The organism is Gemmatimonadaceae bacterium (assembly GCA_016720905.1).
Taxonomy (GTDB): Bacteria; Gemmatimonadota; Gemmatimonadetes; order Gemmatimonadales; family Gemmatimonadaceae; genus Gemmatimonas.
Genome location: JADKJT010000024.1, coordinates 28,535 through 49,196, shown reverse-complemented (window position 1 = coordinate 49,196; position 20,662 = coordinate 28,535). Strand labels below are relative to the sequence as shown.

Genomic DNA, 20,662 nt, shown 5'->3' with positions numbered 1-20,662 from the left:
GCGAGGGCGCGAACGGTGATGTCGCCCAGATGACCAATGGGCGTGCTGACGACGTGCAGCGCCCCGGGGGCGGCCGCGTCAGGGAGGAGCGTCGCCGCCCGGTCCGCCAGTTCGACCGCGAGGTCGGACGGCGAACCGGGCGCGTCGCTCTCGTGGCTCAGACGTGCTCCTTGAACTTCGCTTCCAGCGCCGGGCGCGGAACCGCCCCGACCACCTGGTCCACCAGCTTGCCGTCCTTGAAGAACAGGATGGTGGGGATCGATCGCACATTGAACCGTGCGGCCGTCTTCTGGTTGTTGTCCACGTCGAGCTTGGCCACCTTCGCCTTGCCGGCGTAATCCACCGCCAGCTGTTCCACGATCGGTCCGATCATGCGGCAGGGCGCGCACCATGTCGCCCAAAAATCGACGACTGCGAGCCCCGTGGATCCTTCGATCTCGGTCGCAAAGTTGTCATCACCCACTTCCATCGCGTTTGCCATCGTGTGCTCCATCGGCGCCAAGGTCACGCAGACTCGTTCGCGCCAGTCGTCAGGATTAGTTTTCGGGTTCGTCTCACGCCCCCACGACATGACCGATCCCATCCGCAACAGCGGACTCCGCCGCGGCACGCGCATCGCCCACATCGGGATCGCGACGCATGCCCTCGACGAATTACTGCCGTTCTACCGTGATATCCTCGGAATGCCCGAGGTCCCGTTGGACGACGCCGATGGCGCCGCGATCGCAGGGGTGGCGGCCGGCGAATCGCTGGTCGAACTGCTCGAAGCCAAGTCGGAAGACTCGCCCATCGGGAAGTTCGTGGCCAAGCGCGGCCCCGGCATCCATCACGTGTGCTTCGCCGTGGACGACCTCGACTTGACGCTTGCGCGTTGCCGAGCGGCCGGACTGCGGCTTATCGACGACACGCCACGGTTGGGCGCCGAAGGCAAACGTATCGCCTTCCTGCATCCCAGTGCGACCGGTGGCGTGCTCGTCGAGCTGTCCGAATACTAGTCCGTCTGTCCAGCCCCGAGTTCCCCCCGGGGTGCGGCGGCTGTTAGCGGCAGAATTCCTTGACGCCGTCGAGTTTGATGTCTTCGATGAACCAGCGACCACCCTGTCCCACCACGGTGGTAAAGGACGTGCGGCCCTTCAGCTGCTTCTGCTGGAGATTGACGATGTACTCCTGGCGCCCCCCGGTGACCAAGCGGGCATTGTCTTCGGCGAATTGCCATTTGTCGTGCGAGAGCATGCATTGCATCACGATCAGCCGCTTCTCGAGCTCATCGCGCTTGACGTGGGCCGCGGTGGGTTCCTTGTCGTTCCCCCAGACCGCCGACATCCCGCGCAGGTCCTGCGCCCGGACCGCCGTCAGGAAGGCCTCCACGGCGCCGCGGGCTGAGGTTGCGCCGGCCGGACCATCCAGGGGGATGGCCAGCTGTGCGGAGGTAGCCGCGCCGGGCGCGGGCGAGATCGTGGTGTCCACGACCTTCTTGGTGCAGGCCACCGCCGACAGCAGGGTGGCGACCAGAATGCCCTTTCGGATTGAGAACCGTACCACGAGTGCCTCCATGCACGTTATCGTACCAACCATCGACTCTTGAGAAGTGTAGCGTTCGCCCACTCCGACTGCTCCCGTCGACCGCACTTGTCTGATCATTCGCCCATGCGTCCCTACCAGCGGCTGTACGTGAACATCGATCACGTCGCCACCGTGCGTCAGGCCCGACACAGTCTCGAACCGGATCCGGTGGCGGCTGCCCTGCTCTGCGAGCAGGCCGGCGCTGACGGCATCACCGCACATCTTCGCGAGGATCGTCGCCACATCCAAGACGACGACGTTCTGCGGCTGGCCGCAACTATCACAACGGTTCTCAATCTGGAGTGCGCGGCCACCGGGGAGATGCTGGCGCTGGCCGAACGCCTCCGCCCGTTTGCGGTGACCCTGGTACCCGAGCGGCGCGCGGAAGTGACCACCGAGGGCGGACTCGACGTGACGCATGGTGCGGCCGGACTCCGCGACGCGCTGGAACGGCTGAAACGTGCCGGGGTCAAGAGCAGTCTGTTCATTGACGCCGACCCCGAGGCCGTGCGTCGATCGGCCGATCTGGGGGCGGATGCGATCGAACTGCACACCGGCCCCTATGCGCACGCTCCGACCAGTCCGCGAACCCTTGCGGCGCTGGCCGACAGCGCGGCGCTGGGTGCGTCACTGGGGCTCAAGGTACACGCCGGGCACGGACTGTCGACGCAGAATGTGGCCTTGGTGGCGGCCATCCCCGAGATCGAAGAGCTGAACATCGGGCATGCGATTGTGGGGCGGGCGCTGTTCGTGGGAATCGGAGACGCGGTCCGGGAGATCCGGCGCGAAATGGACCGTGCGAGGACGGAGAGGCGATGAGCGCACCACAGGCCCTGATCGAGTTCTTTCAGAAGGAAGCGACCGAGTATCTCGATCGCCTCGACCAGTTGCTGTCCAGCGCCGAATCGGCGACGCCGGACGCGGCGACGTTTCTGACGCATGCGCGCGCCCTCCGTGGCAGTGCCACGATGACACGTCTCGAAGGCCTGCCCGACCTGGCATCGACCATCGAGCGGATCGCGACCGGCCTTCGTGACGGTGAGTTGCGTTGGGATCAGCGTCTGCACTTCGCCGTGCACGGCGCCCTCGTGGAATTGCGGGCGCTGGTGCAGCGCGCCCAGTCGTGGGGTGAAGCCGAACAGCGACGCAGTCGGACGCAGTCCGTGACACTGGCCGCTGTGGCGGCCGGCTATCTGGCCACGTCGGCGCCCCCCGCGTCGCCGGCCAGTCAGGTGATTCCGATTTCGCGGTTCTTTCCGGAAGATGGTTTGCCGGCCATTCTGCAGCGCAATCCGGAACCGCCCATTACGCTGGCCCAGCGATTCCGCAACGACATTGCCGCGGCCGCCGACGGGGTCGCCCGCGAAGGCCAGGCGCTGGCCACGAGTGCCGCCGGCCCATCGCAGCTGGCACTGTCTGACGGATTGCGACGCGGGTTGCTGGGACTCAGTGACGTGGCGGACAGCTATGGCGCCGCCAGCATCGCGTCGCTGGCCACCAAGATGGCCCGCGCACCGCTGTCGAACAGCAGCGAACGCGCCGCCATTCAGGGGTTCGCCCATCTGCTGATGGATCGCGAACTCACCGATACCGAGTTGGCGGCCAGGGTCAAGGACGCCAACATCATCTGGGCCGGCGCACCGCCGGTTGAAGCGCCGCAGATCGTACCCATCGAGTCGCTGCTCTTTCGCGGGCACTCGGCCATCACGCGCGCGCGCAAGGTTCGTGACGAACTCAAGGTGCTCTGGAATCGCGGTTCACTGGCCGAACCCTCGGCCCACGCGCTGTTCGAAGAGCTGAGCGACCTACTGGACCTGGCGGTCACCACGTGACGGTTTCGTGAAGCTGGATTGGAAGAGTGCCCTGGGCATCGCGCTGAGCGGCGCGATGCTGTGGTGGACGTTGCGCGGTCAGTCGGTGTCCGCGGTGTGGGATGTGCTGCGGCATTCCAATGTGCTGTTGCTGCTGTTCGCGGTGGCGGTGGGCACCAGCATCTTCCCGATTCGCGCGCGTCGCTGGCGCACCATTCTCGAACCGGTGGCGGGGTTCATTCCGTTTGGCCCGCTGTGGCGAAGCACCGCCATCGGCATGATGATGAACAACGTCTTTCCGTTTCGCGCCGGTGAGTTTGCGCGTGCCTATGCGCTCACGCGCGAAGTGCCGCGGGTGCGAATTACCACCGCACTGGGTTCGCTGGCCGTCGATCGAATATTTGACGCCATAGTGTTGCTGGCGCTGATGTTCGGTGCCATGCTCGATCCGGCGTTTCCGCCTGGTGTGAAGATCCTGGGCAGCACCGTGCCGCAATTGGCGGCCGGCGGGATCACGCTGGTGGTGGGGTTGCTGACGGTCTGCTATTTCATGGTGCTGCAGCATCAGCGCGTGATGCAGTTTGTGGGATGGGTCGCGCGCCGCGTGCTGCCCCGGCACGAAGCGGTGCTGGTGAAGTTCGTGGAGCACGGGGTGGGCGGATTGGCGGTGCTCAAGGATTCCCGTCGGTTTCTCGCCGTGTTCTTCTGGGCGGCGCTGCACTGGCTGGTGCATGCGCTCGGCCTCTATCTCGCATTCATCGCCGTTGGTATCGAGGCGCCATTCACCGCCGCGCTCTTCCTGCAGGGCGTGCTGGGGATCGGCGTGTCGATTCCCAGTTCACCGGGTTTCTTTGGCGTGTTTGAATTGCTCTCCACCGTCGGGCTGGCGGTGTACGGCGTGCCCAAGGAACTCGCCGTGAGTTGGGCCATCGGCTATCACATCCTGAGTTTCATTCCGATCACGGTGATGGGCGGCGTGTATTTTGCGCGACTGGGATTGAGTGTGGGGGCGGTTGCGGGGGCGAAAGAGGCCGCGCCAGCGTGAGTGCGTCGTCGAGAACGGAGAACGCGCACGCGAAGATCAATCTTGTGTTGCGCATCTTGGCACGCGAGGCCAACGGCTATCACAGTATCGAGACGCTGTTCCAGCGCATCGCGTTGCATGATGTCGTGACTGTGCGCGTGGGCGATCTCGCACGCGAACTGACCTGCACCGGTCCGGCCGTGCCGGCGCACGGACTCGGCCCGGCCGAGCAGAATCTGGCGTGGCGCGCGGCCGAGTTGTATGCGCGGGAAACGGCGTGGGAGACGGGATGGAGCATCTCCATTCTCAAGCGGATTCCGGTGGGCGGCGGGTTGGGTGGCGGCAGTGCCGACGCCGCGGCGGTGCTGCGCGCAATGGAGGCCATGAGCCCGGCGCCGATGGGCGGCGCGCGACTGTTGGAACTGGCCGGTACGCTTGGCGCGGACGTGCCGTTCCTGTTGACCCAGGCGTCCCGCGCGTGGGCGTGGGGGCGTGGCGACCGACTGCTGGTCCTGCCACCGCTACCGGTGGTCCCTGTGCTGTTGATGCCCTTTGACGAGGGCGTGAATACTGGGGCGGCGTATCAGGCGTTTGCGGGCATGCGCGAGGCATCCGGCGAGTTGGTGGCGGCCCGCGAATACGACGCGCGATTGTTCGAGAGTTGGGCTCAGATCGCAACGATCGCGGAGAATGATTTCGAACGGGTGGTTCCCGCCATGCATACCGGAGTGGCGGAGCTCCTGCCCTTCTTCAAGACGTTGGCGCATTCGCTGGGCGAACGATCAGGGACGGCCATTGGCATGCTCAGTGGGAGCGGTGCAACGTGTTTTCTACTGCTGTGCGACGTCGGAGGGAATTTTGGATTTGGTGGCGTCGAGCGTCATATCATGACCCAAACCCTGTAGCATCGGCTTCCTCCGCTCGCGAGGTTGTATGTCCGGCAGTCCGTCCAACCGTCGACGATTTCTGCGCGATGCACTCGCCATGTCCTCGGCATTTGCGTTGCCGCTGCAACGGCTTACCGCGCTGACGTCGACTGACGCCGCATGGCGCGGGTCGGGCAAGTCCATCCTCATTCTCGGTGGCACCGGTTTCATCGGTCCGCATATTGTGCGCGAGGCGGTCGCTCGCGGACACACGGTGACGATCTTCACGCGAGGACGCCGTGATGCGGATATTCCATCCAGCGTCGAGCGCCTGGTGGGCGATCGCAACGGCAAGCTGGATGCACTGGCGGGGCGAACCTGGGACGCGGTGATTGATGATTCCGCCACCAATCCCGAGTGGGTGCGACAGTCCGCTGCGCTGCTGGATGGCAAGGTCGGGCAGTATCTGTTTACGTCGTCCACCGGCGTGTACTACCCATATCTGCACAAGGGGCTCAAGGAATCCGACGCGGTGCACACCAACGCGCGCGATCCCAAGGACCCGTCGGAATCGTACGGCACCCAGAAAGCGCAAGGCGAAGCCATCGTGCAACGTGTATTCGGCGCGCGTGGCGTGGTGGTGCGTCCCACGTATATCGTGGGCCCCGGTGACACGTCCGATCGCTTCACCTACTGGCCGTTTCGCTTGGCGCGCGGCGGCGATGTGCTGGCGCCGGGCAAGCCCAATGATCCCGTGCAGTTCATCGATGTGCGCGATCTGGCCCGGTTTGTGGTACATCTGGTGGAGACCAACGCGTCGGGCATCTTCAATGCCGTGGGCCCGCGCCAGCCGATGACCGTGAAACCCTTTCTGGACATTGCGCAGAAGGCGGTTGGACGCAACGTACGGTACGTCTGGTTTGACGACGACGCGTGGTTCATCAAGAACGGCATCGACGGTATCGTGCCCTGGATTCTGGCCCGTGGCAACGATCTGGGGCATACGTCCATCGTGACGTCGCGTTCGTATGCGGCCGGCCTGACCCTCCGTCCGGTTGCGGACACGCTGCACGACACGCTCGCGTGGTTCACCGGTTTGCCGGCCGAGCGACAGGCCGCCGGGAAATGGGTCCTTAAGCCGGAACAAGAGCAGGCATTGCTGGCGCAAATCGCCGGGAAGTCGCCGCCAGGTTCTGACTGATGGGCCGGCGATGTTACGCGGCTTTACTTGGCTGCATGGTGGCGGCATTCCCGTGTGCCGGGAGCGCGCAGTCGGCACAGGCGGTTGCGCCCGTGGCCGGACCGCCGTTGGCCACCACAGGCACGTTTCGGCAGCACGCGAATTTTCCGTCACGCTACGTGGCCAGTCGCACCATCGACGTGTGGTTGCCACCGGACTATGGCTCGAAGAACAAGCGCTACCCGGTGCTGTATGTGCACGATGGGCAGAACGCGTTCAATCCGGCCACATCGTTGGGCGGTGTGGATTGGGGCATCGATGAAACAATGACACGACTGATCGGGGAGAAGCGCATCCGCCCGGCCATCGTGGTGGCCATCTGGAATACGCCCAAACGATTCCAGGAGTACATGCCGCGCAAGGCACTCACCAACGACAGCGTGTTCTCCACGGGCCGCACGGCCACGGAGACCGTGGCAGGACCCTCCCTGTCGGACGACTACCTTCGTTTTCTCACCACCGAAGTCAAGCCGTTCATCGATCGCGCGTATCGCACCCAACCGCATCGCGACGACACGTTCATCATGGGGTCGAGCATGGGCGGCCTGATTTCGTTGTACGCGATAAGCGAGCTCCCGGGAATCTTTGGTGGTGCGGCCTGTCTCTCCACCCACTGGCCGGCCGGCGACGGCGCCATGGTGACCTACCTTGCGCAGCATGTGCCAAAGGCCAGTGAACATCGCCTGTATTTCGACCACGGAACGGCGACGCTGGACACGGTGTACGCGCCGTATCAGGACCGCGTTGATGCCCTGCTGCGCGGCGCGAAATACCGGGATGGCGAGCACTTCATGACGCGTGTCTTCGAGGGTGCCGACCACTCGGAGCGCGCGTGGCGACAGCGGGTAGACGTGCCATTGCTGTTTCTGCTGAAACGGTAGCGGCGCATCGCCCGGTTCCTGGTTGCGGTCCGGCGGACCGCGACGATATTGGCGCAGACGCGTCGGTCGTTCGTCGTCTCCTCCCACCCGCCCCCGTGACCCTTCGCCTTCCTCACCCGCTGGTGCTGCTGTTGGGCGGCGTGGCCGTGGCCGCCCTGCTTACGTGGATTCTTCCCGCAGGCGCCTACCAACGGCGCGCCGATGCGTCCACGGGTCGTGAAGTGGTCATCGCCGGCACGTATGCGCCGGTTGCGGCAGCACCCGTGGGGCCGATGGCCGCCGTACTGTCCGTGCCACGCGGCTTCGTGGCCGGCGCCGATGTCATCCTTACCGTGTTGTTCGTGGGTGGCGCGTTTGCCTTGCTGGACGCCACCGGTGCGCTGTCACGACTGGTGGGCGCGCTGGTGAGCCGCACACGACGGCCCGCCATTATCGTCATTGTGGTCAGCGTGGCGTTCGCCGGGCTGGGCGCGCTGGAGAACATGCAGGAGGAGATCATCGCGCTCATTCCGGTCTTGCTGGTCTTGAGTCGAGGGCTGGGGTTCGGCGCGGTCACCGCGCTGGCGATGAGCGTTGGCGCGGCCGCCGTGGGCGCGGCATTCGGGCCGACGAATCCGTTCCAGACTGGTATCGCACTGCGATTCGCGGAACTGCCGCCGCTCTCGCAGCCGGGATTGCGATTCGGACTGATGGCAGCCGCGGTGACCGTCTGGATCGCCTGGACGCTGTTCATGAGTCGGCGCGACGATGTGCGTCCGGATGTCACCGCGCCTGCCACCACGCCGGCAACCGGTCGCGACGTCGTGTTGTTGGCGCTCGTGGTGCTGCCGTTCATCCCCTATGTCATCGGGGTGATGCGATACGACTGGGGATTCAACGAACTCTCAGCCATGTTCCTGATTGTCGGCTTCGCGGTGGGGCTGGTGTCCGGACGCGGCGTGTCAGAGACCGCGGTCGCGCTGCTGGAAGGCATGCAGGGACTGCTGGCGGCATCGCTGTTCATCGGCGTTGCACGTGCCATGAGCGTGGTGCTCACCGACGGCCATGTGATGGACACCATCGTGTATGGCCTGGCCACACCGTTGGCCAAGGCACCCGGTATCGCCGCCGGCCTGCTCATGATCCCCATGCAAGCCCTCATTCACGTTCCGGTGCCGTCGGTGAGCGGTCAGGCGGTCCTCACCATGCCACTCATGGCACCGTTGGCCGATCTGTCGGGTATCTCTCGTGATGCCGCCGTCATCGCGTATCAAACCGGCGCGGGATTGTGCGAGCTCGTCACCCCCACGAATGGAGCACTCCTGGCCTGCCTGCTGGGGGCGCGAGTCGACTTTTCGCGTTGGTTGCGCTTCTCCATACCGGGCGCGCTGTTGGTGGCCGTGGTCGGCGTGATCGGTGTGGTGCTGGCGGCCTGATGCCGTCATTCTTCAATCGCCTTGTCGCGCTGGTGACCGGAGCGTCCGCTATGCGTTCGACGGTAGAGTATTTCACCATTCGCGGTGTCCCGGTGTCGGTGAACAACACGCGACCCGACATCGCCACCGCCGATGTGGTCCATCGACTCACCGAGGCGCTCGATCTCATTCACACGCATCAACCCTGGCGCCTGCGTCATTTGCAACGCGACATCCAGGGTATCCGCGTGGAGCGGTTTGCCTGCCGCGGCGCCTATCTCCCCGGCGAGCGGGTGATCATCACCGAACTCACGTTCCTGGCGCGACGCGACATCTCGGCCGCTCCGGTGGCCTCGTCGATTGTGCATGAAGGCATTCATGCGCGGGTGAACGCCATGGGCGCACACCACGATGGTGACGACATGTCGCGCGAGGAGCGATTGTGTCGCCGGGCCGAGTTGGCGTTCGGCCTCGCCCTGCCGGAGGCGCTTGGCGCGCCGGTGGTGGAGCGCGCGATGGCCAGTCTGGCGCTCGACGACCGTGACGTGGCGCCCACGGTGGACTGGCAGGAGGCGCAGCGTCGCCAGGACGCGGCCGACCGCGCGGCCGGCGCGTAGGCGCGGAGTTCATCCGGCCGCGTTCCCATCGATGGTCGATGGGAGTTGACAGGGTGTTGGCGGCAGCGCATGCTCCCCTCGACCCTCGATGGGAGAACCGCCCGTGCCACCTCGTGAATCCCCGGCCCTGCTACCGGGCACCCTCGACCTGCTGGTGCTCAAGTCCCTCACCTCGGGGCGCAAGCACGGCTACGGCATCGCCGAGTATCTGAGCCAGCGCTCGGAGCAGGTGTTGCACGTGGGGGAAAGCTCGTTGTATCCCGCGCTGCAGCGACTGTTGCTGGAAGGGTGGGTGAAGGCCGAGTGGGGGATCTCGGACAACAACCGTCGTGCGCGGTACTACACGCTCACGGCCACCGGGAAGAAGCAGCTGGCGGTTGAACGCGACGAGTTCACGCGCATGATGCGGGCCATTCAGCGGGTGCTCGCGCATGGTTGACGATGCGGGGCGCCTGTGGCGTCGATTGCGGGTGTGGCTGCGGTGGCGGCGACACAGCGCGGAGCTCAAGGAGGAGCTCGCGCATCACCTCGAGCTGAAGCGGCGCGCACTCGAGGCGCAAGGGCTGTCGCCGTCCGATGCCGACGCGGCGGCGCATCGGGCCATGGGCAACGTGACCGTAATGCGGGAAGTGTCGCGCAATGTGTGGCTGACGGGGTGGATGGAGAGCGTCTGGCAGGATCTTCGCTATGGCGCGCGGTCGCTGCGACGGCAGCCGGTGTTTGCCGCGGTGGCGATTCTTGGGCTCACCGGTGGACTCGGCTTTTCGGCGGCGGCCTTCAGCGGTTTCAACGCCTTCGCGCTGCGCGGTTGGAGCGTCCGTGAGCCTGAGCGTCTTGTGGCGCTGTACGCGATCTCGCCAGGCACCAAGTACGATCGATTCAGCGCCGGCTTTTCGCTGGATCAGATTGCGATGTTCGAGTCCCGGGCGCGGTCACTTGATGGTCTCATCGCCTATGATCGCACTCGCCCCGACGGCACTGGCAGCGTGACCGCAGCACCGGTGCGTGCCGGCTACTTCACGGTGCTGGGAATTCCGATGGCCCGCGGTCGCGAGTTCACGCCGGATGAGGATCGAGTGGGCTCGCCGCAGTCGGTGATCGTACTCAGTCATCACTATTGGCGCACCACCCTGTCGTCGTCGCCCGATGTCCTGGGTAGCACCGTTCGAGTGAAAGGCGTGCCATTCACCGTGATTGGCGTGGCCGCTGCCGGTTTCGACGGCACCGACTTGGTCGGCGTCGATGGATGGATACCGTTGACCGCGATGACGATCGTGCGGCCTCGCGATCGGCGCTCGAAGACCGCGTTGACTCACACAGATCAATGCTGCGTGAGCGTTGGCGCGCGACTCGCCCCTGGTGTCTCTCGGGAAGCGGCGCGGTCGGAATTGACGGCGTTGCTGGCACAGACCAGGCGTCCGGGCATCGATACGGTGGACCGCACCGCCCTCGTACAGTCGTTTACGGCGGTGGGTTCCTCAGGGCCCAATGTGTCGCGCGAGGTACTGCCCGTCTTCCTGTTGATTGGAGGCGGCGTGGGCGTAGTCATGCTGTTGGCTTGCGCCAACGTGGCCAACCTGCTCTTGGCGCGCGCCGCCTCGCGCGAGCGGGAAATTCGCATCCGGCTGGCGCTGGGGGCGTCGCGCGGCCGATTGATTCGACAGCTCATGACCGAGAGCTTGCTGTTGGCACTGTTGGCCGGCCTGCCCGCCTTGGCCATCGCGCGCGTGGTGCCACCGTGGGTGATGCGAACCCTTACGACGGAGTCGGCGATACTGGGTTTCTCGACCGACGCCAACACCCTGATGTTCACGCTTGGGCTCGCCGTGCTGAGTTGCTTGCTCTTCGGATTGGCCCCGGCGCTTCACGCGACGCGCCCGGCCACCGTCCAGCGACAGCAATTGCCGTTGCGATCGGTATTCCTGTCCGCGCAAGTCGTGTTCTGTCTCGTGCTGCTGGTGTCGGCGGGATTGTTCCTGCGACAGATTCGCGCCCAGCAAACCACCAACCTCGGATTCGCCGTTGCGGACGTGACGGAAGTGACCGTCAGCGTTCCGGGCAACGAGGATGAAGCGGGTCGCAGCGAGCGCCTGTCGACCGAACTGCCGGAGTTGGTCACCGGCCTGCGGCTCACACAGGTCGCGTTCAGCGAGTACTCCCCGTTGCAGAACGCTGTTCGACGCGTCTGGGTGCCCGGTCGTACCGATCGGCAGACGATGCCCGTCGTCAATGCGACGCCCGAGTACTTCCGTGTTCTCGGCATTCCTCTGTTGGCAGGTCGACCCTTCGCGGCGGGTGCGTCCGGCCGGACCGAGGTGGTCATCAACCGGCTACTCGCCGAACAACTGGGAGGCCCCAATCAGGCGCTCGGCGTCACGTTGTTGGTGGACAGCGTCCCTCGGACCGTCGTTGGCATAGTCCCCACAATACGTGACGTCGGGCTGGGTGACCCGCAAACCGCGATCTACCAGTCATTTCAGTGGCAGACGTCTCCGCGCGTGATCGTGCGCGGCGATGTGACCGGCGCACAACGGCTCGTCAAAGCGATCATGGCACGAGATCCGTCGCTGGGCGCATCGCTTCGTTCGTATACATGGTACGTGGATCAAGCGCTCAGTACGTCGGTATTCGCTGCCACGGTAGCTGGCGCCATTGGTGTGCTGGCGCTCTTGCTGGCGTCGGTCGGGATGTTTGGTGTGTTCTCGTACTGGGTGCGTCAACGACAGCACGACATTGGCGTGCGCATGGCGCTTGGTGCCACGCCGGCACGCGTCGTGCGCATGGTGCTACGAGCCAGTGCAAGAGCCGTAGGATTTGGACTGGTCATCGGCGTTGTGGCTGCGGCCGGGGCCGCGCAGCTGTTGCGCAGCTCGCTATACGGTTTGAGTCCTCTGGACCCCGTGACCTTCGCGACCGCGATTGGCATTCTTGCGGGGACGGCCCTTGTGGCCACGCTGCTCCCGGCGTGGCGGGCGGTACACGTCGACCCGTTGGAGTCACTCCGGGCCGATTGAGGCGATGCATGCACTCTCGGCACACCACAACACGCATGACGGAAAACTGATCCCGACGGACTGGCTCTGCGGGATGAGTGCCGCGATCCCCCGAATGGGCGATTGCGATACGCACAGTGCGACCCAATTTGCAGGTGTCCGATCAATGTTCCCACACTTCGCGCTCCGTGACCCAATGAAACGTGCCGACACGCCCGCCGTTTTCACCGTCGCCAGTGTCCTTGAATATCTGATGAGTCAGAATGCGCTGTCCGACGACGCCGAGTCGTTCGCGCCACCGATGCGAATCCGGCCTCCCCTTCAGGGATTTCCGGAGAACTGGCATGGCGACGCCAGCGCCGGCGCGCCCCGATCGGCGCGGGACGTGGAGCCGATGCGGTAGTCGCTAGCGCCGCGCGAAGTGTCGAGCGTCGTGCTGCGCGCTCTCGCGCACAAAGCCGTGCTGTATCAGCAGCGCGTGGGTGATCTCGTGTTCCCACACGTCACGCTCAAGCCACGCGGACGAGGCAAAGATCATCACGATCGCGACGGTCGAATTCGTGTCACCGCGCTCTCGGACGGCCTCGGTGCGACCTCGGCAACGGTCGGCACCTGACTCCGCCCCGCCTCGACAGCGAAACCCGGCCCCGCCGTCGGAGACCAGCAGCAGGATTGGCTCCGGTCCCCACCAGCCCAGATTCAACCGTCGCTCGACGGCCCGCACCGACGCCCGCCATCCGGGCGGTACGGTCTTCACGCGGGCGGCAGGCAGAGCCTGCTCGAGTTCGACGGCGATCGAGTCACGGGCGCGTTGCACCAGTGCGATCTCGACGGCAAGGTCGCGGCGCGCCCGGAGTTCCTGCGCCGAGAGCGGCGAACCCACCATCAGCAGCATGGCCGCGACACCCATTCTCCCAATCATGGCTGTTGGTCTCGGCCGACCATCCACGCTGCTGCACCAATTGTTACAATGGCGGCCCCGTTACATGGCGTTGACGGTTCTTTACCGGACTGACGGACTTACCTAGGGACGTTCGTGACAGGGTACGCTGAATGTTGGCTCGCGATCGGAAGTGTGCCTCTCCGCGCCTATCCCTCATTCGGAGCTTCAAGAACTCATGCGTCAGCGCATCCTCACCGCCGCCGGGCTCGCGCTCTGCGCAGCTCAACTCGGCGCGCAGCAGCCGGCAGCGAAGGTCCCGCAGAAGAAGGATTCCACGCAACAGCTGGGCACTGTGCAGATCACCGCCTCAGCATCGGGCCAGGGCGAGGCCCGCACGGCCAATGCACTCACCAAGCGTGAATTGCAGGAGCGTCCCGCGGGCACCAGCGCGCTCAAGGTGTTGGAGCGGCTGCCCGGCGTGAACTTCAACAGCTCCGATCCCTGGGGACAGTACGAATGGTCCAATCGCGTGACGATGCGCGGATTTCAGACACAACAGGTGGGCCAGACGTTTGACGGTCTGCCCCTTGGCGATATGAGCTATGGCAACTTCAACGGACTCGGCATCGGCCGCGCGGTTGATGCGGAGAATCTCGCCGGCGCCAGCGTCGCGCAGGGGAGCGGCGCGTTGGGTACGTCATCGGCCAACAACCTGGGTGGCGTGGTGCAGTACGCATCCGATGCGCCCAATGCCCAGCGCAGCTTCCTGTTGAAGCAGACGGTGGGCGGCGCCAACACCTATCGCACCACGGGCCGCTATGACACCGGATTCTGGACGCGCGGAGAAAAAGGTCTGAGCGGCTATCTCAGCTTCACGCGTCAGGACAACGACAAGTGGAAAGGCGCCGGTGAGACGGCCTCACCGATCAACAAGGGGCTGCTGAACCAGAATGGCCTCTTCCATGATGGGCAGACGTGGCTTGAACAAGTGAACGGCAAGGCCGTGGCGTTCCTGGGTTCGACCAAGGTCACGGGTTTCTACTCGTTCTCCAATCGCAACGAAGCGGACTACGTGGACCTGACGCTGGCACGCTACAAGCAGAGTGGTCGCGACTGGGATCAGTTCAGCGACTGGAACCTGGCGAAACAGTACGCGAACACGTCAGGGCAGGAAGACGAAGCCTACTGGCAGTCATCGCTTGGCGCGCGTCGTGACCACTTGGCCTACCTGCTCGCCGATTTCACACTGGGTGCAAGCGCCCGACTGACGGTGCAGCCGTACTTCCATACCAACAAGGGCAATGGCGACTGGCACGCCCCCACGTACGGACCCAGCACGTGGAGCGCCGATCCGATCTTCTTCCGTCAGACGCAGTACGATGGGCAGCGCACCGGCGCCAATGCCAAGCTGACGGCGAATCTCGGCGGCAATGCGTTGGAGACTGGCATCTGGTATGAAAGCAACACCACCAACATCCGACGGATGGGCTGGGGTCTGGTGAATTACCAGACGGGCCCCGCCGTGGACTTCAACAACAACATCCGGCTCTTCTTCGATCGCACGGGCGACATCACCACGACGATGTTGTACGCGCAGAACACCAACGTGTTTGCCGCCGATCGGCTCAAACTCACGTACGGTGCCAAGTACGTGAACGTCAACGCCGATTTTAACAGCAACGGCAACACCGCCAACGCCAAGACGTTCGGCGACCCGGGTCGCCCGAACCTGAGTGTGTCGGCCAAGGGCGCGTTCCTCCCGCAGGTTGGCGCCGTGTGGATGTTGAATGCCACGGAGCAACTGTTCTCGAACTACTCCGAAAACATCAATCAGTACCCGTTGAGCCCGCAGTCAGGCATCTACAACCTGTCGGCCGGCGGTTTCGATGCCTTCAAGGCGAACACCAAGCCGGAGCGCGCGACGTCGGTGGATCTGGGGCTCCGCACTCGGCGGGAGAAGATGGAAGGGTCGATCTCGGCGTATGTGATCGACTACCGCAACCGACTGGTTGCCACCGCCAACTGCCAGTTGACGGCCACCTGCGCCTCCGTCATCTCCAACGTCGGCACGGTGTCGTCACGCGGTGTTGAGGGGCTGCTCAATCTGAAGCTCACCCCGGCGCTGAGCTGGGCCAACACGGCGTCCTACAACAGCTCGAAGATCAACGACGACTACAAGACCGGCACCACCACCGTGCTGTCCGGTGGCAAGTCGGTGGTGGATGCCCCGCAGCTGATGGCCAACACGACCATTCGGTTTGCCCAGAAGGGCTGGAATGGCACCCTTGGCGCGCGGTTCGTCGACAAGCGCTTCATCACCATTCAGAACGACCTGTCCGTGCCCTCGTATACCACGATGGACGCGGGCGTCGGCTATCGTTTTGAGCGGTTGGGCGTGGCCAAGAACGTCACGGTCCAGCTCAATGTGGTCAATCTGCTGGATACCGACTATATCGGATCGGTCGGTACGGGCGGGTTTGCCGTCAAGGGCGATATCCAGACGCTGCAGACGGGCGCACGCCGATTGGTGTTCCTGTCGGTGGGATCGACTTTCTAGGTGTGTCGGCGGAGGGTCGGCCGAGCGCGCTCGGTCGGCCCTCCGCGTAGACCATCGCGCCGGGATCGCCGAGGGCGTAGAATTTCGGCATGATGCAACGTCGCGATTTCCTTCGCTCGAGCGCGCAGGCCGCGCTCGCCACGGCGGGCGCTTCCCGCCTCGCCGCCCTGCCGACCGATTGGTCGACCATCGCTCCCACGGCTCCGCATGGAGCACCAGCCGCCGACCGCATGGCCTGGTGGCGCGAGGCCCGGTTCGGGATGTTCGTACACTGGGGGCTGTATGCCATCCTCGCCGGCGAGTGGGGAGGCAAGACCAATTACGGCGAGTGGATTCGCAACAACGCCAAGATCCCGATTGACGAGTACGACAAGCTGCTCATGCGTTGGCAGCCCACCGGATTTGATCCGGATGGTCTTGCCCGGATGGCCGCGCGGGCCGGCATGCGCTACCTGGTGATCACCACCAAGCATCACGACGGGTTCGCGCTGTGGCCCTCGAAGCACGGGAACTTCAATGTGTCCCGCACCGGTGATCAGCGCGACATGATGCGTTTGGTGTCCGACGCCTGTCGTCGACATGGGGTAGTGCCCTGCTGGTACCACTCCATCATGGATTGGCACCATCCCGACTACCTGCCGCGCCGCGACTGGGAAGCACCGCAGCGGCCGGCCGATGGCGCGTCGCTCACGAAGTATGTGGAGTTCCTGCACGCGCAGGTGGAAGAGCTGCTCACGCAATACGGCGACATCGGCGTGATGTGGTTTGACGGCGAATGGGAAAGCACGTGGACGCGCGAACTGGGTGCGGCATTGGCCGACAAGTGCCGCGCACTGCAACCCAATGTGCTGGTGAACAACCGGGTCGCGCCCAATCGCGCCGGCATGGAGGACGCACGCATTGGGGCCATCGGCGATTTCGGCACGCCGGAGCAGAACATCCCCGACAAGGGTCTGCCCGGTGTCGACTGGGAATCGTGCATTACCATGAACCAGAACTGGGGCTACAACCGCGCCGACAAAGACTTCAAATCGACGCCGCAGTTGGTGTCGATGTTGTCGGAAACCGCGTCGAAGGGTGGCAACCTGTTGCTGAATGTCGGACCGCTGGCTTCCGGGGCGATTCCACCGGAGAGCATCGACCGCTTGCAGGGACTGGCCCGCTGGATGGATCGCCATGGTGACGCCATTCACGGCACGACCGCCTCACCGTTTGCCGGCACGGCCTTTCGCGCCACCAAGTCCCCGTTGGGCGATCGCGTGAATGTGTTCCTGCCCACCTGGCCGGCGGCGCGCGAACTGCTGCTGCCGGGCCTGCAGACGCTGCCGTCGCGCGTCACCATGATGGGCGCGTCCCCCCTTGATACGCTGCCGGCGCGACGCGTGGACAACGGTGTGGTAGTGACACTGCCGGCGCAGGCCAGCGATCCGGTGTGCAGTGTGCTGCGACTGGAAGGTCGCGAAACGCTTCTGGTCGGTGGCTGACGTTGCCAGGGCGCCCGCCAATGCGTTCGCCGCTCACTCGACGCGACCTGTTGGGGCAGGCCACTCTTGTGGCGGCAGCGAGCACGCTTTCGCCGACAGTGCTGCGTGCGCTGAACGGGTTGATGCCATCGGCGGACAGCCGACCGTATCTGGACGCGGCGCTTCGCGCTGAGCGATGGATTGCGCGATCGGCCATAAAAGATGGCGGGCGCATCACCTGGCCCGCCAATCCCGGCGACCCGAAATCGGTCCAGCAGAATCTCTACAGCGGCAGTGCGGGTGTGCTGCTGTTCTATCTCGAGCTGCATCGCGCCACGGGTGACGCGCGCTATCTGCAGGTGGCGCGCGGCGCTGCCGACCATCTCATCGCCACGCTGCCCACGTACGGGGCGGCCCTCGGCGACGAAGGCGCCGGCCTGTATACCGGCGTTGCCGGCATCGCGTATGCCCTGCGGCTCACGTTTGAAGCCACGCACACGGTCGCGTATTCTGATGCGGTCGATCGCATTGGACGACTGCTCGCCGATGCCATGCGGGCAAACCGACCCAGCGCGTCGTGGAACGAGTCCACCGATATCATCTCGGGTACCAGCGGCATTTTGCTCACGCTGTTGTGGCTGGAGGAACGCGATCCGTCGTGGCGTGAATGGCGCGAGGATGAGCGCCGCGTGGTGGCCGCACTCATCGACGCCGGCGTGGCCGAGCACGGTGGGCTCAAGTGGAGCATCAACGGGGCCATGCCGCGTCGTTATCCCAACTTCTCGCACGGAACGGCGGGCGTTGGGTACACGCTGGCCACGTTTGCGCAGCATGATCGCGAGCACGCCGCCCCGGCGCTCGACGCGGCGCGTTCCGGCGCGACGTATCTCGACGCGATCACCACGCACATGCCCGCGGGCGGGCGGAAGATCTTCCACTCCGAACCCGGTGGCGAGCAGCTGTACTACCTGAGCTGGTGTCATGGACCGGCCGGAACCGCGCGGTTCTACCGACAGCTGGCGATGGCCACGCGTGACGCGCGCTGGAACGCCTACATCCCCCAGCTCGTGCAGGGCATCACGGAAAGCGGTGCGCCGGAACAGCACCCCGATCGTTCGGGGTACTGGAACAACATTTCGCAGTGCTGCGGGAACTGCGGCATTGCGGAGTTCTTCACGGCCCTGTACGTGGCGGGGCGCGATCCGTCGCATCTCGCGCTCGCTACCCGGGTGATGGACAACACGCTGTCGCGAGCCACCACTGACGGCGACGGCCTCAAGTGGGTGCAGGCGGAGAATCGTGTGAGCCCATTGGACGTGGTGGCGCAGACGGGGTTGATGCAGGGCGCGGCTGGAGTGGGTCTCGCGCTGTTGCATCTCGACGGCGCTCTGCAGCGTCGCAAACCCTTCGTCGTGCTGCCGGACATGCCATCATGGGGCTGACGCGGGGAGTGTGGCCGCAGTTGCCCATCACGCATCGATGATCCCGCTCGTCCTTTTGGTCGGGTTTCTGGGCGCCGGCAAGACCCGATTTCTGACCGAGGTCATTCCCGAGTTGCACGCGCGCGGCTTGCGCCCCCGCGTCATTCTCAATGACTTCGTGAACGCCACCATCGATGCGGCCCGACTGGCCCAGTTGGATGCGCTGGTGACGCCGCTGAATGGTGAGTGCGTGTGCTGCACGTCGTTGCGCGAGCTGATGGACACGCTGCATGCCGTCACGGGCAATGCGGGTGATGTGATGCTGATTGAAGCCAACGGCGCGACCGAGGCGGACGAGCTGCTGGGATACCTGTCGATGGACCAGCGCTTGTCGCAGTTCACGCTGCCGCTGCAGATCACGGTGATCGATGCATCGCGGTGGCAGCGACGGTGGTGGCACAATGCGCTGGAGGCGGCGCAGGCCCGCACCGCGACGCATCTGGTATTCAACTGGACGCACCGTCTCAAGGCGCCCCGGCTGGCGGCGGTGGAAGCGAGCATCCGTGCGGTCAACGCGCGCGCTGAGGTCACCTCGCCGGCGTTGTTTGCCGACACGGTCGCGCGACTGTCCGCGAATGCGCGGGACATCGCCACGCGGACCGCGCGCCCGGACGCGAATGTCCGCTCGCCTGACGCGCCTCGCGCGGCGCACGCGCATCCGTTTGCGACCGCTACCATGCCCTTGCCCGCACAGGTGGATCGCGACGCGTTCCTGCGCTTCGCGAGCGCGTTGCCCGCGTCGGTTGTTCGCGCCAAAGGGATGGTGCGGTTCAGCGATAGCCCTGATGAGATGTTCGTCTGGAACCGGATCGGCGGGAGGAAGAAGGTGCTGCTGGATCGCTCATGGCCGCACGCCGATGCACGGCCGGTGGCGCTCTTCATCGGGGTCGAGCTTCCACTCGCGGAGCTCGCGTCGCAACTCACGGCGCTCGATGCAGCGCGCCGCTAGCGACTTCCAGACGTCGCCACCGCCTGCGCCGCCGCCAGATCGGCCAGTGCCGTCCCCACGGACTTGAACAGCGTGACCTGCTGCGCGCTCGTGCGACCCACCACGTCACCACGCACCAACTCCGCCAACTCGGCAACCACCTGGTCGCGCACAACCACACCAGTTTCCAACGGCACGACCAAGTCGCCGGCCTCTGCCAGCGCCCCGCGGTAACTGTCCACCGCAATACGGCTTCGCGACACCGCCGCGTCGTCCACCTCACGCATGTCGCGCGTGAAGCCGCCAACCAGGTCAACATGCGTACCGGGCGAAATCCACTCGCCCAACACCACCGGTGAACGCGCCGTGGTGGCACAGCTGACGATGTCAGCCGTGCGCACCGCCGCTTCAAGATCGGTGGCCACGGCCACCGGCAACCCCTCAGTGCGCAGGCGTTCCACCAACGCCGTCGACCGCTGCCTGTCACGTCCCCAGACGGCCACGCGATCAATGCCCGGGCGCAACGCACAGTGGGCCCGCACCATCCACGCCGACAGATGCCCGGTGCCCACCATGAGCAGTGTGCGCGCATCGGCGCGCGCCATGAACCGCGCCGCGATGGCGGACACGGCCGCCGTGCGGCGTACCGTGATGGCGTCGCCGTCCATCACCGCTTGCGCCTGTCCGGTGGCACGATCGAACAGCAGGTAAGTGGCACCCACGGTGGGCGCGCCAAGCGCCGGCGCACCCGGCATGAACGTGACGACTTTCAGTCCGATGTGCGCCTTGGTCCAGGCCGGCATCAACAACAGCGCGTCGACGTCGTTGAGCGCATGCGAATGCCGTAACGGCACATCGGCGCCCACCGCGAATGCCGCGGTGAGCGCCGAGTCCAGCGTCTCCCAGTCGAGAGCCGCGTGTACCTGCTGCGCCGTGTAGACGGTCAGCAAGCGAACGCCAG

Annotated in this window: 20 protein-coding genes; 16 read left to right on the top strand and 4 right to left on the bottom strand. The window is 65.2% G+C overall.

Features of this window, described 5'->3' with window-relative positions; all coding sequences use genetic code 11:
• Nucleotides 1–157 precede the first annotated feature (157 nt).
• On the bottom strand, nt 158–481 hold the full coding sequence (gene trxA, locus IPP90_16080) for a thioredoxin (GenBank protein MBL0172208.1): 324 nt from the start codon (nt 479–481) through the stop codon (nt 158–160).
• An 88-nt stretch (nt 482–569) separates the two neighbouring features.
• Here trxA and mce point away from each other — a divergent pair, with 88 nt between their 5' ends.
• Nucleotides 570–995 carry a methylmalonyl-CoA epimerase gene (gene mce, locus IPP90_16075; GenBank protein MBL0172207.1) on the top strand — a complete coding sequence of 142 codons (426 nt, stop codon included), beginning with the start codon at nt 570–572 and terminating at the stop codon, nt 993–995.
• Between the two features lie 43 nt (nt 996–1,038).
• Here mce and IPP90_16070 read toward each other — a convergent pair whose 3' ends face one another.
• Complete coding sequence (locus IPP90_16070) at nt 1,039–1,554, bottom strand: hypothetical protein (protein MBL0172206.1); 516 nt, start codon at nt 1,552–1,554, stop codon at nt 1,039–1,041.
• A gap of 93 nt (nt 1,555–1,647) precedes the next feature.
• Here IPP90_16070 and IPP90_16065 point away from each other — a divergent pair, with 93 nt between their 5' ends.
• The 11 genes from IPP90_16065 (at nt 1,648) to IPP90_16015 (ending at nt 12,792) form a co-directional block, all read left to right on the top strand.
• A complete protein-coding gene (locus IPP90_16065; GenBank protein MBL0172205.1) occupies nt 1,648–2,382 on the top strand; it encodes a pyridoxine 5'-phosphate synthase in 735 nt (244 codons plus the stop codon).
• The gene (locus IPP90_16060) at nt 2,379–3,395 is read left to right on the top strand and encodes an Hpt domain-containing protein (GenBank protein ID MBL0172204.1); all 1,017 of its coding nucleotides are present in this window, start codon (nt 2,379–2,381) and stop codon (nt 3,393–3,395) included. The genes IPP90_16065 and IPP90_16060 overlap by 4 nt, the downstream gene beginning before the upstream one ends.
• Nucleotides 3,396–3,402: 7 nt before the next feature.
• A complete protein-coding gene (locus IPP90_16055) occupies nt 3,403–4,419 on the top strand; it encodes a flippase-like domain-containing protein (protein ID MBL0172203.1) in 1,017 nt (338 codons plus the stop codon).
• Entirely contained in the window at nt 4,416–5,303 is an 888-nt protein-coding gene (ispE, locus tag IPP90_16050; protein MBL0172202.1) for a 4-(cytidine 5'-diphospho)-2-C-methyl-D-erythritol kinase, read from the top strand. The genes IPP90_16055 and ispE overlap by 4 nt, the downstream gene beginning before the upstream one ends.
• A gap of 28 nt (nt 5,304–5,331) precedes the next feature.
• Nucleotides 5,332–6,465 (top strand): NAD-dependent epimerase/dehydratase family protein, encoded by a 1,134-nt coding sequence (locus IPP90_16045; GenBank protein MBL0172201.1) that lies wholly within the window; start codon nt 5,332–5,334, stop codon nt 6,463–6,465.
• A 35-nt stretch (nt 6,466–6,500) separates the two neighbouring features.
• On the top strand, nt 6,501–7,385 hold the full coding sequence (locus tag IPP90_16040) for an esterase family protein (protein ID MBL0172200.1): 885 nt from the start codon (nt 6,501–6,503) through the stop codon (nt 7,383–7,385).
• A gap of 95 nt (nt 7,386–7,480) precedes the next feature.
• Entirely contained in the window at nt 7,481–8,800 is a 1,320-nt protein-coding gene (locus tag IPP90_16035; GenBank protein ID MBL0172199.1) for a YfcC family protein, read from the top strand.
• Complete coding sequence (locus IPP90_16030; protein MBL0172198.1) at nt 8,800–9,396, top strand: hypothetical protein; 597 nt, start codon at nt 8,800–8,802, stop codon at nt 9,394–9,396. Before IPP90_16035 ends, IPP90_16030 begins: the two co-directional genes overlap by 1 nt.
• An 88-nt stretch (nt 9,397–9,484) precedes the next feature.
• Nucleotides 9,485–9,835 carry a PadR family transcriptional regulator gene (locus IPP90_16025; protein ID MBL0172197.1) on the top strand — a complete coding sequence of 117 codons (351 nt, stop codon included), beginning with the start codon at nt 9,485–9,487 and terminating at the stop codon, nt 9,833–9,835.
• On the top strand, nt 9,828–12,410 hold the full coding sequence (locus IPP90_16020; GenBank protein MBL0172196.1) for an ABC transporter permease: 2,583 nt from the start codon (nt 9,828–9,830) through the stop codon (nt 12,408–12,410). The genes IPP90_16025 and IPP90_16020 overlap by 8 nt, the downstream gene beginning before the upstream one ends.
• 175 nt (nt 12,411–12,585) lie before the next feature.
• Entirely contained in the window at nt 12,586–12,792 is a 207-nt protein-coding gene (locus IPP90_16015; GenBank protein MBL0172195.1) for a hypothetical protein, read from the top strand.
• Between the two features lie 3 nt (nt 12,793–12,795).
• Here the strand turns inward: IPP90_16015 and IPP90_16010 are convergent, their stop codons facing one another.
• A complete protein-coding gene (locus IPP90_16010; protein ID MBL0172194.1) occupies nt 12,796–13,311 on the bottom strand; it encodes a hypothetical protein in 516 nt (171 codons plus the stop codon).
• 196 nt (nt 13,312–13,507) lie between these two features.
• Between IPP90_16010 and IPP90_16005 the strand changes: the two genes are divergently transcribed.
• The 4 genes from IPP90_16005 (at nt 13,508) to IPP90_15990 (ending at nt 19,722) form a co-directional block, all read left to right on the top strand.
• Nucleotides 13,508–15,829, top strand: coding sequence for a TonB-dependent receptor (locus tag IPP90_16005; GenBank protein ID MBL0172193.1), 2,322 nt, complete (start codon nt 13,508–13,510; stop codon nt 15,827–15,829).
• An 89-nt stretch (nt 15,830–15,918) separates the two neighbouring features.
• Nucleotides 15,919–17,313 (top strand): alpha-L-fucosidase, encoded by a 1,395-nt coding sequence (locus IPP90_16000; GenBank protein MBL0172192.1) that lies wholly within the window; start codon nt 15,919–15,921, stop codon nt 17,311–17,313.
• 20 nt (nt 17,314–17,333) lie between these two features.
• Nucleotides 17,334–18,734: a hypothetical protein gene (locus IPP90_15995; GenBank protein ID MBL0172191.1), complete on the top strand. Its 1,401-nt coding sequence runs from the start codon at nt 17,334–17,336 to the stop codon at nt 18,732–18,734.
• Nucleotides 18,735–18,771: 37 nt separating this feature from the next.
• Nucleotides 18,772–19,722: a GTP-binding protein gene (locus IPP90_15990; protein ID MBL0172190.1), complete on the top strand. Its 951-nt coding sequence runs from the start codon at nt 18,772–18,774 to the stop codon at nt 19,720–19,722.
• Here IPP90_15990 and IPP90_15985 read toward each other — a convergent pair.
• Nucleotides 19,719–20,651: an ornithine cyclodeaminase family protein gene (locus IPP90_15985; protein MBL0172189.1), complete on the bottom strand. Its 933-nt coding sequence runs from the start codon at nt 20,649–20,651 to the stop codon at nt 19,719–19,721. The two genes, IPP90_15990 and IPP90_15985, sit on opposite strands and share 4 nt — an antisense overlap.
• Nucleotides 20,652–20,662 lie beyond the last annotated feature (11 nt).